Annotated in this window: 12 protein-coding genes; 4 read left to right on the forward strand and 8 right to left on the reverse strand. The window is 70.2% G+C overall.

The genetic code is table 11. The features are described 5' to 3' along the window. Positions 1-66: 66 nt before the first annotated feature. From I7S92_RS07530 to I7S92_RS07540, 3 genes are read left to right on the forward strand one after another with little or no spacing between them, the layout of a single operon-like run. Positions 67-534, forward strand: a complete 468-nt coding sequence (locus tag I7S92_RS07530) for a (2Fe-2S)-binding protein (protein ID WP_354001312.1) — start codon at positions 67-69, stop codon at positions 532-534. Continuing rightward, positions 528-1322 (forward strand): FAD binding domain-containing protein, encoded by a 795-nt coding sequence (locus tag I7S92_RS07535; protein WP_197642885.1) that lies wholly within the window; start codon positions 528-530, stop codon positions 1320-1322. Before I7S92_RS07530 ends, I7S92_RS07535 begins: the two co-directional genes overlap by 7 nt. Then, complete coding sequence (locus I7S92_RS07540) at positions 1319-3574, forward strand: xanthine dehydrogenase family protein molybdopterin-binding subunit (protein WP_197642886.1); 2256 nt, start codon at positions 1319-1321, stop codon at positions 3572-3574. Before I7S92_RS07535 ends, I7S92_RS07540 begins: the two co-directional genes overlap by 4 nt. Before the next feature lie 48 nt (positions 3575-3622). On the opposite strand, the gene iolG is transcribed toward I7S92_RS07540, so the two are convergent. The 7 genes from iolG to I7S92_RS07575 form a co-directional block, all read right to left on the reverse strand. Then, entirely contained in the window at positions 3623-4627 is a 1005-nt protein-coding gene (gene iolG / locus I7S92_RS07545; RefSeq protein WP_386259674.1) for an inositol 2-dehydrogenase, read from the reverse strand. A 271-nt stretch (positions 4628-4898) separates the two neighbouring features. After that, positions 4899-5651 carry a DUF4167 domain-containing protein gene (locus tag I7S92_RS07550; protein WP_197642887.1) on the reverse strand — a complete coding sequence of 251 codons (753 nt, stop codon included), beginning with the start codon at positions 5649-5651 and terminating at the stop codon, positions 4899-4901. A 180-nt stretch (positions 5652-5831) separates the two neighbouring features. Then, entirely contained in the window at positions 5832-6689 is an 858-nt protein-coding gene (prmC, locus tag I7S92_RS07555) for a peptide chain release factor N(5)-glutamine methyltransferase (RefSeq protein WP_197642888.1), read from the reverse strand. Further along, positions 6686-7741 carry a peptide chain release factor 1 gene (gene prfA / locus I7S92_RS07560; RefSeq protein WP_197642889.1) on the reverse strand — a complete coding sequence of 352 codons (1056 nt, stop codon included), beginning with the start codon at positions 7739-7741 and terminating at the stop codon, positions 6686-6688. The genes prmC and prfA overlap by 4 nt, the downstream gene beginning before the upstream one ends. A 182-nt stretch (positions 7742-7923) precedes the next feature. Next, positions 7924-8889, reverse strand: coding sequence for an agmatinase (gene speB, locus I7S92_RS07565; RefSeq protein ID WP_197642890.1), 966 nt, complete (start codon positions 8887-8889; stop codon positions 7924-7926). A gap of 143 nt (positions 8890-9032) precedes the next feature. Further along, positions 9033-10439 (reverse strand): aminotransferase, encoded by a 1407-nt coding sequence (locus tag I7S92_RS07570; protein ID WP_242070121.1) that lies wholly within the window; start codon positions 10437-10439, stop codon positions 9033-9035. A gap of 257 nt (positions 10440-10696) precedes the next feature. After that, positions 10697-11110, reverse strand: coding sequence for a DUF6636 domain-containing protein (locus I7S92_RS07575; RefSeq protein WP_197642891.1), 414 nt, complete (start codon positions 11108-11110; stop codon positions 10697-10699). A 46-nt stretch (positions 11111-11156) separates the two neighbouring features. On the opposite strand from I7S92_RS07575, the gene I7S92_RS07580 reads away from it, so the two are divergent. Then, entirely contained in the window at positions 11157-11540 is a 384-nt protein-coding gene (locus I7S92_RS07580; RefSeq protein WP_197642892.1) for a hypothetical protein, read from the forward strand. Here the strand turns inward: I7S92_RS07580 and I7S92_RS07585 are convergent. Further along, positions 11525-12688 carry a M20 aminoacylase family protein gene (locus I7S92_RS07585; protein ID WP_197642893.1) on the reverse strand — a complete coding sequence of 388 codons (1164 nt, stop codon included), beginning with the start codon at positions 12686-12688 and terminating at the stop codon, positions 11525-11527. The two genes, I7S92_RS07580 and I7S92_RS07585, sit on opposite strands and share 16 nt — an antisense overlap. Between the last annotated feature and the right edge of the window lie 139 nt (positions 12689-12827).

Raw genomic sequence — 12827 nt, forward strand, 5'->3', positions numbered from 1 at the left:
ATTCCGCCAAAGCGCCAACGCCGGGAAGACGCTAGCCTCGGCCCTGATCACAAGCGGAGCCTCTGCGTGCCCATCCCCCTCATCCTGAACGGCCGGACGACCGCGCTTCCGGCCGGACCCGGCGACCGGCTCTCCACCGCGCTGCGCGCCGCCGGGTTGACCGGGGTCAAGGAAGGCTGCCTCGAGGGCGAATGCGGGGCCTGCACGGTGCTGCTCGACGGCGCGCCGGTCTGCTCCTGCCTGATGCTCGCCGCGCAGGCCGAGGGCCGCGGTGTGGAGACCGCCGAAGGCCTGGCAGGGGACGGGGCCTCCGACCTGCAGGCCGCCTTCGTGCACGAGGGCGCGGTGCAATGCGGCTATTGCACGCCCGGCATGGTCATGGCCGCCGAGGGGCTTCTGCGCCGCAATCCCGATCCTTCCGAGGCCGAGATCCGCCAGGCGATCGCCGGGAACATCTGCCGCTGCACCGGATATGTCGCCATCATCCGCGCCATCGCCGCGACCGCAGCCAGCCGGCGTGCCGCGCCATGCTGAGCTTCCTCGCCCCGCGCTCCCTCACCGAACTCGCCGCCATGCTGACACCGGACCGCCCCTCCTGGCTGATCGCGGGCGGCACCGACCGGCTGATCGCCCCCGCCAGCCTTCCGGCCGAGGGCGTGATCCTCGACCTCTCGCGCCTCGCGGGGCTGGACCGGATCGAGACGGCAGGGGATCGGCTCATCCTCGGCGCGGGCGTCACTGTCGCGCGCCTTGCCTCGGACGACCGTGTTGCCCGGCTTGCCCCGGTCCTGACCCGGGCGGCGCGGGTCTTCGGCTCGCCCCAGATCCGCAACCGCGCCACCGTCGGCGGCAATGTCGCCAACAACTCGCCCGCCGCCGACCTGACGCCCGCGCTTCTGGCCGCCGATGCCATGGTCCGGCTCTGGCGGGGCGGCGAGGAACGCGCGCTGCCGCTGGAAAGCCTCCTCTCCCGGACGCTGGACCCCGGCGAGATCATCCTGGGCTTCGATCTGCCGGCCGCACCGCTCGGCGGTTTCGTGAAGCTCGGCCAGCGCCAGGAACCCGCGATCTCGCGGCTGACGCTGGCGGCGGCGGGACCCAAGGGCGCGCTGCGGCTCTATGCCGGGGCCGTGGGCCCGGTGCCGCGCCGTCTGACCGGGGCCGAGGCCCTGCTGAACGCGGGCGATCCCGGCTTTGCCGATTCCCTCTCCCGAGAACTCGCCGCCGCCAATCCCGGCCGCGCCTCGACGCGCTACAAGGCGCTTGCCGCACGGGGCCTGGCCGAGGACCTCCTCTCCCAGCTTTCCGGGGCCGGCGCATGACCCTGATCGGAACCCGCGAGCCGATGCTGGACGGCCTCGCCAAGGCCACCGGCCGGCTGCGCTATGCCGCCGACCTGCGGATCGAGGGGCTGGCCCATGCCCTCCTCCTGACCAGCCCGCATCCCCACGCCCGCATCCTGTCGCTGGACGCCACGGCGGCGCTGACCGCGCCCGGGGTGCTGGGCGTCTTCTGGCACGGCAACATGCCCGCCCACCGCTACAACAGCTCGATCTGGTTCGAGGGGCAGGAGGCGGACGCCGACGAGCAGATGTTCCCCGCCACCGTCCGCCACATCGGCGACCGGGTGGCCGTGGTGGTGGCCGAGAGCCTGCCCCAGGCCGAGGCGGCGCGGGATCTGGTGCAGGTATCCTACGACCCGCTGGAGCCCTGCCTGACCCCCGAGGCCGCCGACCGCATGCGCGGCCCGCTGTTCGACGCCGCAGGAGCGCCCACCTTCCTGAACCCGGTGGCCGAGCGCGACTTCGCCCTTGGCGATGTCGCCGCCGGGTTCGCCGCCGCCGCCCATGTCACGGAAACCACGGTCCGCACCCCCAAGACCCATCATTCAGCCATCGAGACCCATGTCGCCATCGCCCTGCCCGAACCCGGCGGCCGCGTCTGCGTCATGGCCCCGTGCCAGAGCGTCCATGCCGTACAGGTGGTCGTCGCCCGCGCGCTCGGGCTGGCGGCGGCGGAGGTGCATGTGATCAAGACGCCGATCGGCGGCTCCTTCGGCGGCAAGGCCGAGCCGGTGCTGGAACCGATCGCGGCCGAGCTGGCGCGGCGGCTGGACCGCCCGGTCCGGCTGGCCTGCGACCGGCAGCAGACCTTCACCAGCACGCGGATGCGCAGTGCCACCACCACCCGCATCCGCAGCGCGCTGTCGGCCGAGGGCCGTATCCTTGCCCGCGAGACCGAGACCCTGATCGACGTCGGCGCCTATGTCACCGGCGGCAACTACCTGCCCGGCTCGATGCTGCAACGCCATGTCCGGCTCTATGCGATCCCGGCCGAGACCTACTCGGGCCGCGCGGTCTATACCAACACCCCGCCCACCGGGGCCTTCCGCGGCTATGGCTCGCCGCAGATCAATGCGGCCGGCGAGATCCACCTCGACATCGCCGCCCGCCGCGCGGGCCTCGATCCGGTGGCGCTGCGGCTCCTGAACGCCGTGACGCCCAACGCGACCGAGCCCTATACCGGGCTCTGCGTCGGCAATGCCCGGCTGGCCGACTGCCTGCGGGAAGGCGCGGCCGCCTTCCGCTGGGCCGGGCGCAGCGCCCGCCCGCGCGACACCGGACGCCTGCGCCGGGGGGTCGGCATGGCGGCGGCGGCGCATGTCAACGGCTGCTTCCCCGGCTCGGACGAGCAGACGACCATGACCATGGCGCTTGGCCCCGACGGCCGGATCACCATGGTCTCGGCGCTGCACGACCTCGGCTGCGGCTCGAACACCACGCTGGCGCAGATCGCGGCCGAGGTGCTGGGCCTTGCCCCCGCCGCGCTCTGCATCACCGAGGCGGATACCGACCTCTGCGGCTACGACCTCGGCACCCGCGCCAGCCGGATGACCTATGTCCAGGGCGAGGCGACGCGGCTCACCGCGCTGGCGCTCGCCGACCGGATCCGCGGTGCCGCCGGGCGGCTGGCCAATGTCGCGCCCGAGGACCTGATGCTGGCCGGGGGCGGGATCAGGAACCGCGAGACGGGCCGGTTCACCAGCCTTGCCGCCCTCGCCGCCGATCTGGCCCATGCCGGGCTGGACCTGCCCACCGCCACGGTGACCCATGCGGCCACCGCCAACCCCAGCTCGCATGCCGCGCATTTCGCCGAGGTCGAGGTGGACAGCCTGACCGGCCTCGTCCGCGTCACCGACTATCTGGCCGCGCATGACATCGGCCGCGCCATCAACCCGATGCTGGTCGAGGGCCAGATCCACGGCGGGGTCCAGATCGGCATCGGCTATGCCCTGTTCGAGGACGTGGCGAACGATCGCCTGACCGGCCGCATGGGCGGGCACAGTTTCGCGCGCTACATCATGGCCAACAGCCTGGAGATGCCGCCGATCACCGTCCGGCTGGTCGAGGCGGGCGAGCCGAGCGGCCCGTTCGGGGCCAAGGCGGTGGGCGAGATCGCGACCATCCCGGTCGCCGCCGCCGTGGTCAACGCCGTGAACGCCGCCCTCGGGACCGAGTTGACCGACCTGCCCCTCCTCCCTGCCCGCATCCTGGACGCCCTGCACCCCGCCTGACCCTACCGCGCGGGGCGTAGGGTGGGTGATACACCCACCCTGCCGGCGTCAGAGGATCTCGCTCATCCGCACCACCCGGCCCTCGGCGACCGATTTCAGCGCCGCCTCCGCCAGCGCCAGCGCCAGCAGCCCGTCCTCGCCCGAGGGGCTGGCCTCGGCCTTGCCCGCCATCGCCTCGATGAAGGCGGCGATCTCGGCGGCATAGGCCTCGGTATAGCGCGTCATGAAGAAGTCATGCAGCGGCGGCCTGGTATAGCCCGCGCCCGTCGCGACCTCGATGCTGACCGGGCGCTGGTTCTCGGCCGAAACCGCGCCCTGCGCGCCATGCACCTCGATCCTCTGGTCATAGCCATAGCTCGCCCGGCGCGAGTTCGAGATCACCGCCAGCTTGCCCGACCCCGTCCGCAGCATCACCTGCACCGAGTCGCTGTCCCCCGCCTTGCCGATCTCCGGATCGACCAGCACCGAGGCCATGGCCGAGACCTCGGCGATCTCCTCGCCCAGGAGGAACCGCGCCATGTCGAGGTCATGGATCGTCATGTCGCGGAAGATCCCGCCCGAGCGCGCAATGTAGTCCACCGGCGGCGCGCCGGGGTCGCGGCTGGTGATCGTCACCATCTCGACCGGGCCGATGGTGCCCTTGTCGATCTCGGCCCGCACCGCGCGGAAATGCGGGTCGAACCGGCGGTTGAAGCCGACCATCAGCCTGCCCTTGCGCGCCCGCACCACCTCCAGGCACTGTTTCACCCGGGCGAGCGACAGGTCGATGGGCTTTTCGCAGAACACCGCCTTGCCCGCCTCCACGAACTGCTCGATCAGGTCGGCATGGGTGTCGGTCGGGGTGCAGATCACCACCGCGTCGATATCCCCCGAAGCCGCGATCGCGTCGATGCTGCGCAGCTCGCAGCCATACTGGTCGGCAATCGCCTGCGCCGCCGCGGGCACCGCATCCGAAACCGCCACCAGCCTGGTGGCCGGGTTGCCCGTCACCGCCTTCGCGTGAACCTTCCCGATGCGCCCCGCACCCAGAAGCCCGAACCTGATCGTCATCATTCTCCTTACTCCGGGCAGGCCCCGGCGACATCTTGATCGAAAATCCACCAGCACCCCGGTCATCACGCCGGATGCGTCGGGCAAATGTAACTCGCCAGCCCCGCAACATGCGAGGGCCATGCGACTGGCTGGAGGCGGCGGCATGAGCATCGGCGCCGGCCTGATGGGCCTCGGCTCCATCCCCTGGCGCAACGAGCGGGCGGTGATGGGAGGCGGGGCCGGCTTTCCAGCCTCTGACGCAAAAGGCCGCCCCGGGAGGCGGCCTTTCCGTTTACTCCGCCGCTTCCTTGGGCGGCGTCCCGTCGTCGGGCTTCGCCTCGCCCTTCGGCTTGCGCGGCCCGCGGGGGCGGCGCGCCGGGCGCTCTTCCTTCCCGGCCTCGGGCACTTCGGCAGCAGGCGCCTCGGCCGCAGCCGGTTCCGCCGCCTCGACCGGCGCCGCCGGCGCCGCGGGTCGGGGCCGGGGCGAGGATTCCGGCGTCTCGACCAGGCCGCTCTCCTCGGCCGAGTCGACCTCGATCACATCCACCGCGGTCGGCGGCTCGGCCTCGCGCTCCTCGCGGAAATCGCGCTGGTAGTCGCGCCGCTCGCCACGATCCTGCCGCCGCTCGCCACGGTCCTGCCGGTCATGCCGCTCGCCGCGCTCCTGCCGTTCGGGCCGGTCGCCGCGCTCGGGCCGGTCCTGGCGCTCCGGCCGGTCCTGGCCATCGCCGCGCGGCTGGCCGTTCTGCCCGCCGTTCTGCTGGTACTGCTGCTGGCGCGCCTCCTGCTCGGCCGCCATCTCCTTCATCGCCTCGGCCAGCATCCGCGTGTAATGCTCGGCGTGCTGCAGGAAGTTCTCGGCCGCCACGCGGTCGTTCGACAGCTGCGCATCGCGCGCAAGCATCTGGTACTTCTCGATGATCTGCTGCGGCGTGCCGCGCACCTTGCCCTCGGGACCCGAGGAATCGAAGACACGGTTGACGATATTGCCGAGGGTGCGCGGGCGGTTCTGGTTGGAACGCGAGCGTTTCTTGGAAGAGCGCATCTTGTCCTTATGATGGCTTTGGCCTGCGACCGCCGCCCCTCATGGGCAGCAAATCCGGGTCAGCAGGGTTTGGGCAGTGCGCCGGGGCAGGTGAAAACCCGCATCCGACAGGGGTCACTAATCACAGGCTTTCGGATGTGACAAGAAATTTCTGCGGCTTTCCGCGTGAATCAGCGGCAATCAGGCACAGCCGCAACGATCGGCCGCACCCGGTTTCACCGCCGCCACCACCCGGTCGCGCCCATCCATGTCGGGCAGGATGCGCACCTCGCCAAGCCCCGCCTGCCGGAACAACCCGGCCACCGCCGGCCCCTGCGTCGGCCCGGTCTCGACCAGAAGCCGCCCCCCCGGCATCAGCCGCGCCCCCGCCCCCCGCGCGATGGCGCGATAGGCGTCCAGCCCGTCGCCGCCGGGCGTCAGCGCCAGATGCGGCTCCCAGTCGCGGACCTCGGGCGCAAGGCCGGGCATCTCCTCCGCCGCGATATAGGGCGGGTTCGAGACGATCAGGTCGAAGGCCCCCCCGACCTTCGCGAACCAGTCCGACTCCAGGAACTTCGCCCGGTCCTCCAGCCCCAGGTCGCGCGCATTGCCCGCCGCCACCGTCAGCGCGGCCGGCGAGAGATCCACCCCGACCCCGCGCGCCATCGGCATGCCCTTGAGGCAGGACAGAAGGATGCAGCCGGTCCCCGTCCCCAGGTCCAGCAGCTTCAGGAACGGCCGCGCCAGGGCCTCGGCGACCAGCGCCTCGGTCTCGGGACGCGGGTCGAGCGTGTCGCGGGTGACGCGGAACGGCAGGCCCCAGAACAGCCGCCTGCCGGTGATCTGGGCCACCGGCCGGCGCGCCTCCCGCGCGGCCAGCGCCGCCTCGTAGCCCGATGCCTGCGGCTCCGTCATCTCGTCGGGAAGGTGCAGGGTCAGCCGGTCCGGCGCAATCCCCAGCGCATGGGCCAGAAGCACCCGCGCATCCCGCGCCGCGCCCTCGATCCCGGCGGAGTGCAGGCGGGGAATGGCCAGACGCAGCGCCTCGGCGGCGGTCACCCCTCCATCTCCGCCAGCCGCTCGGCCTGGTCATGCGCGACCAGCGCGTCGATCACCTCGGTCAGGTCGCCCGCCATGATCTGCGGCAGGGCGTAGAGCGTGAGGTTGATCCGGTGGTCGGTCATCCTTCCTTGCGGGAAGTTGTAGGTGCGGATCCGCTCGCTGCGGTCGCCCGAGCCCACCTGCGACTTCCGGTCCGCCGCGCGTTCGGAATGCAGCCGTTCCCGCTCCGCCTCGTAAAGCCGCGAGCGCAGCACCTGCATCGCGATCTCGCGGTTGCGGTGCTGCGATTTCTCGGAGCTGGTCACCACGATCCCCGAGGGCAGGTGCGTGATCCGCACCGCCGAGTCGGTGGTGTTCACATGCTGCCCGCCCGCGCCCGAGGAGCGCATCGTGTCGATCCTTATGTCGCTGGCGGGGATGTCGATATCCACCTCCTCCGCCTCCGGCAGCACCGCCACCGTGGCGGCCGAGGTATGGATCCGCCCCTGCGCCTCGGTCTCGGGCACCCGCTGCACCCGGTGGACGCCGCTTTCATATTTCAGCCGGGCAAAGACCCCCTCGCCCGAGACCAGCGCCACCAGTTCCTTCAGCCCGCCAAGGTCCGAGGCCTGCTCCTCCAGCACCTCCCAGCGCCAGCCCATCTTTTCCGCATGCCGCTGGTACATCCGCGCGAGATCGCCCGCGAACAGCGCCGCCTCGTCGCCCCCCGTCCCCGGCCTGATCTCGATGATCGCCGGCCGCGCATCCGCCGCGTCCTTGGGCAGCAGCGCCAGCCGCAGCGCCTGCTCCATCTCCGGGATCCGCGCCTTCAGCCGCGGCAGTTCCTCTTCCGCCAGCGCCTTCATCTCGGGATCGGAGAGCATCGCCTCGGCCTCGGCCAGATCGTCCAGCGACTGCCGATAGGCACGGATCTCCTCCACCACCGGCTTGAGGTCGGTGTATTCGCGGCTGATCCGCGCGATCTCCCCGGGCGCGGCGCCTGCGTTCAGCTGCGCCTCGAGGAACTCGAAGCGTTCGGCGATCTGGGCGAGTTTGTCCAAGGGAACCATGCGCGGGGTTTCGCAGGCAGGCCCGCACCCGTCAAGGGCCGCACTTATGAAGAACTGGCCCAAGCCCTTTCATCTTTGCCCGAATATCCCCGCCAGAGGCATGGCCCGAACGGCTTTGCGCACCTACGCAAAGCCGCGAGACAAAGGGCTTGCGCCGCAGGCGCTCGATTTCATGATCGCCCTCACCGCTGGGTCCGCGCCCAGTGGTAGAGGCAGATCAGCTCATAGGCGACATGCGCCCCGGCGATCGCCGTCGCCCCGGTGCTGTCATAGGGCGGCGAGACCTCCACGATATCCCCGCCGACCATGTTGATCCCGGCGAGATCGCGCAGGCAGGCCGCCGCCTGCCAGGAGTGCAACCCGCCCCAGACCGGCGTCCCCGTCCCCGGCGCGGCAGAGGGATCGAGGCAGTCGATGTCGAAGGTCACATAGGTCGCCCCGTCGCCGACGATATCCTTCGCCTTCGCCACCGCCGCCGCCACGCCCTTCTCATGCACCTCGCGCGCGTCGATGACATGGACGCCCAGGTAATCCTCGGTCGTGGTGCGGATGCCGATCTGGACCGACCGCTTCGGATCGACGAGTCCCGTCTTCACCGCCTTGTAAAGCATGGTGCCATGGTCGATCCGGCTCAGGTCGTCGTCGGGCCAGAGGTCGGAATGGGCGTCGAAATGGATCACGCCCAGCGGCCCGGACGTCTCGGCATAGGCCTTCAGGATCGGGAAGGTGATGTAATGGTCGCCGCCCAAAGTCACCGTCCCCGCGCCCGCTTTCAGGATGGTGCGGATATGCGCCGTCAGAGTCTCGGGGAAATCCGAGACCTTCGCATAGTCGAAGGCCAGGTCGCCGTAGTCGATGATCGACATCTCCTCCAGCGGGTTCGTCGGCCAGCCATAGGGCGGATCATAGGGTTGCAGGGTCGACGCCTCGCGGATCGCGCGGGGGCCAAAGCGGGCGCCGGCGCGATGAGTCACCGCCTGGTCGAAGGGCACGCCGGTGATCGCCAGATCGACCCCGGTCAGGTCCTTGGTATAGGTCCGGCGCAGAAAGCTCGTCGCGCCGCCGAAGGCGTTCTCGAAGGAAAGGCCCCGGCGGTCGGTCCGGGTGAACGCAGTATCGACCTGCGTCTTCGCGTCTTCTAGTGCCATGGAAATCTCGGCTCTGTCGGCGCAGTCGTTCATCGGAGACGCGCGGATCCGGGCGGGCAGGAAACCCCTGCCCCGCCCGCTTGTCAAGCCACAGGCGATTTCTTCGAAGAAATCGCGCCGGAGCCTTCAAAGGCTCCGGCAGCTCACCCGATCCGGTGCCCCTCGCGCACCAACTCGTCCGTCACCTGCCGGATGGCGCGCTCCAGCGTCTCGGCGACGAAATCCACATCGGCCTCGGTGATGGTCAGCGCCGGGGACATCACGTTCAGATGGCCCAGCGGCCGCACCATCATCCCCATCGCCTCGGCCGCATCCGAGATGCGCTTGGATTCGTTCACCCCGTCCGGCAAGGGCGCCTTGGTCGCCTTGTCGGCCACGTTCTCGACGCAGACCATCAGCCGCCGCCCGCGCACCTGCCCGACCAGCGGCAGCGCCTCCAGCGCCTGCAGCCGCTCCAGGAAATAGTCTCCGACCCGCGCCGCGTTCTCCAGCAAGCCCTCGCGCTCGATGATCTCCAGGTTCTTCAGCCCCACCGCACATGAGACCGGATGCCCCGAATAGGTGAAGCCGCTGGTGAACCACCGCTCGCCATTCGCCGCCATCGCCTGCCAGATGCGGTCGCTGAAGATCACCGCCCCCAGCGGCACATAGCCCGAGGTCAGCCCCTTGGCGCAGGTGATCATGTCCGGCACCACGCCGAACTCCGCCTCGCTGGCGAACCAGTGGCCCAAGCGGCCGAAGGCCGTCACCACCTCGTCGGCGATGAACAGGATGTCGTGGCGCTGGCAGATCTCCCACATCCGGCGCAGGTAGCCCTGGGGCGGCACGATCACCCCGCCCGAGGCCTGGATCGGCTCCGCGATGAACCCGCCGATCCGGTCGGCCCCGACCTGCACGATCAGCGCCTCGAACTCGGCCACCAGCGCGTCGCAGAACTGCGCCTCGCTCATCCCCTCGGGCCGGCGGTAGGGGTTCGGCGCGCTCAGGTGGTGGATGCCGGTCTCCTTGTAGCGGAACTCGGCCACACGGTCGCCCGGCCGCTTGCCCACCGACTGCGAGAGGTAGGTCGCGCCGTGATAGCTGTGGTCCCGCGCCACGATATCGGTCTTCTCCGGCCGGCCCATGCAGCTTTGCCAGTACCAGACCATCCTGACCGCCGTATCCACCGCCGTGGAGCCTCCGGTCGTGAAATGCACCCGGTTCAGATCCCCCGGCGCCAGATCCGCCAGCCGGGCCGCCAGCCGGGCCGAGGGGTCGTTCGTCACGTCGACGAAGGTGTTCGAGAACGCCAGCCGCTCGGCCTGCTCGGCCATGGCCGCCGCCATCTCGCGCCGACCAAGGCCCACGTTCGTGCACCACATGCCCCCCACGGCATCGAAATAGCGCCGCCCCTCGGCATCCCAGAGGTGACAGCCCTCTCCCCGCGTGATCACCAGCGCCCCCTCGCGCTCGAAGGGGCCGAAATTCGTCCAGGGGTGCAGAAGATGCTGCCGGTCCATTTCCCACAACTCCTGCGGGCTGGGCCGTGCCAGGGCCATCGGGGCGATCATGTCGGGTCTCCTTTGCGGGCAATGATGCAGTTGGACAACAACGCCAGCCTAGCAGTTTGATCAAAACCCGGCCAGCGCCGCTTTGCGCCAAAGGTTGGGGTCGGACCCGACCGGGCGTCCAAAGGTTGAGCCGCCCCATTCGGCGGCGCGAATCGCCTCTTTCATGCGGGTGCAGGTATCCTCGCCGGCTATGCCGTCGGTTTCGCCATCGGTTCGAGAGCCGACGGCATGGGGGCCGAAGCGCCCGCGCGGCCGGTCTAGAAGATCCGCTGCTTCGCCTTCGCCACGCTGAACCCGTGCCCCTCGCGGTTGGTGCAGGTCATCCCCGTCTGCGCCGAGACGCAGGAGATCCCGCCCAGGCTCACCGCCTCGCCATAGGGCAGCACCGGATTGCCGGGGTCCTGCACCGTGTCGCCGACGCAGGCCAGCGCCCCTTTGCCCGAGGCCCCGACCGCAAAGGCCATGCCCCAGTCCAGATCGCAATCCGGCGGGCGCCTGCTATAGCTCGGCGTATAGGACCGCAGGTCGCACCGCGCCTCGGTCCGGCCGTCGAAACGGTAGATCGCGCAATGGATGTTGCCGGTGGGCGACTGGAAGCCGATGTAGTCGTCGGCCAGCGCCGGGCCGGCCAGAAGCAGGGGAAGCAGGGCAAGGACTTTCACGAGCGGCACCTTTCATGGCAAGGACGGAACCCAAGCCACTCCAGAGAGGCGCAAGATGCCCCCGACCGTCAAGGCCGCCCTTGCCTACGTCCTGCCGGTCTTCGCGCTGGCCTTCGCCTTCGGCGTGCTGCGGGTCACGCTGATCGCCCCGCGGACCGGCCCGCTTCCGGCCGTCGCGCTCGAGCTGCCGCTGGTCCTCGCCCTCTCCTGGACCGTCGCGGGCCGCGTCCTGGCCCGCTGGCCCGACAGCCGCCGCGCGGACCTCGGCCTCATCGCCTTCGCGCTCCTGATGCTCCTGGAACTCGCCACCGCGCTGGCGCTGGGCCAGACGCCGGGACAGTTCCTCTCCGCCATGGCCACCCCGCCCGGCGCGCTCGGGCTTGCCGGGCAGGTCGGCTTCGGCCTGGTCCCGCTGCTGCGGCCTCAGCCCAGGGGCTGAGCCTTCTCGACCAGCCGCGCAAAGAAGCTTGCCCCGACCGGGGAGACCTCGTCGTTGAAGTCATAGGCCGCGTGGTGCAGCCCCGCCCCCGGCCCGGTCCCGAGGAACAGGTACGCCCCCGGCCGCGCCTCCAGCATATAGGAGAAATCCTCCGACCCCATCTCGCGGTTGGCCCGGGCGTCCACCGCCTCCGGCCCCACCACCTCGCGCGCGACCCCGGCGGCGAAGTCGGTCTCGTCCTCGTGGTTGATCGTCGCCGGATAGCCCCAGTCATAGTCGATCCGTGCGCTGACCCCATAGGCCGCCGCATGACCCTCGACGATCTCGTGGAACCGCTTCTTCAACAGCGCCCGCACGTCCGGCTTGAAGCAGCGGATCGTGGCGCAGAACATCGCCTCCTCGGGAATGATGTTGCTGGCGGTCCCGGTATGGATCTGCGTGACCGAGATCACCGCCTCGTCCAGCGCGTAGACGTTCCTCGGGATGATGGTCTGGATCGCCTGCACCATGCCCACCACCGCGACCACCGGGTCCACCGTCTCATGCGGCGTGGCGCCATGCCCGCCCCGGCCGGTGATGTAGACGAAGGCCGTGTCCACGCTGGCCATCAGCGGGCCGGGCGTGGTGGTGAAATGCCCGAAGGGCACGTTCGGCGCATTGTGGATGCCATAGACCTGGCCGATGCCGAAACGGTCCATCACGCCTTCCTGCACCATGACCTGCCCGCCGCCGCCATCCTCCTCGGCCGGCTGGAACAGCAGCGCCACCGTGCCTGCGAAATTCCGCGTCTCGGCCAGATACTTCGCCGCTCCCAGCAGCATCGTCACATGCCCGTCATGGCCGCAGGCATGCATCCGGCCCTTCACCGTGCTGGCATGGGGCGCCCCCGTCAGCTCCTCGATCGGCAGCGCGTCCATGTCGGCGCGCAGCCCGATCACCGGCCCCTCCGCGCGCCCCCGGATCAAGGCCACGATCCCCGTCTTCGCGATCCCCTCGTGGATCTCGTCCACTCCGATCTCGCGCAGCCGCTCGACGATGAAGGCCGCGGTTTCCCGGCAGTCGAAGGCCAGTTCGGGATGCATGTGCAGATGCCGCCGCCAGCCCTTCATGTCCTCGGCGTAAGAGGCGATACGGTTCAGAACGGGCATGGTCGGGTCCTTGAGGCAGTGTGGGTCAGCCTTTGATCAAATCGCAAAACAGGGCCGACCGCAATCTCTCCCGGAAAAATCCGCCGCCGCACGACCGACGGCGATGTACCCGGTGGATCGACGGCCGACATCGACTTGA

Source organism: Tabrizicola soli (genome assembly GCF_015999335.1).
In the GTDB taxonomy this organism is placed as follows: domain Bacteria; phylum Pseudomonadota; class Alphaproteobacteria; order Rhodobacterales; family Rhodobacteraceae; genus Tabrizicola; species Tabrizicola soli.

Bases quoted from the DNA above. Each gene is read 5' to 3' on its own strand.
- prfA (WP_197642889.1), bottom strand. From the start codon at position 7,741: ATGGTTCCCTTGGACAAACTCGCCCAGATCGCCGAACGCTTCGAGTTC.
- speB (WP_197642890.1), bottom strand. From the start codon at position 8,889: ATGGCACTAGAAGACGCGAAGACGCAGGTCGATACTGCGTTCACCCGG.
- I7S92_RS07585 (WP_197642893.1), bottom strand. From the start codon at position 12,688: ATGCCCGTTCTGAACCGTATCGCCTCTTACGCCGAGGACATGAAGGGC.
- I7S92_RS07535 (WP_197642885.1), top strand. From the start codon at position 528: ATGCTGAGCTTCCTCGCCCCGCGCTCCCTCACCGAACTCGCCGCCATG.
- I7S92_RS07570 (WP_242070121.1), bottom strand. From the start codon at position 10,439: ATGATCGCCCCGATGGCCCTGGCACGGCCCAGCCCGCAGGAGTTGTGG.
- iolG (WP_386259674.1), bottom strand. From the start codon at position 4,627: ATGATGACGATCAGGTTCGGGCTTCTGGGTGCGGGGCGCATCGGGAAG.
- I7S92_RS07540 (WP_197642886.1), top strand. From the start codon at position 1,319: ATGACCCTGATCGGAACCCGCGAGCCGATGCTGGACGGCCTCGCCAAG.
- I7S92_RS07580 (WP_197642892.1), top strand. From the start codon at position 11,157: ATGCCCCCGACCGTCAAGGCCGCCCTTGCCTACGTCCTGCCGGTCTTC.
- I7S92_RS07550 (WP_197642887.1), bottom strand. From the start codon at position 5,651: ATGCGCTCTTCCAAGAAACGCTCGCGTTCCAACCAGAACCGCCCGCGC.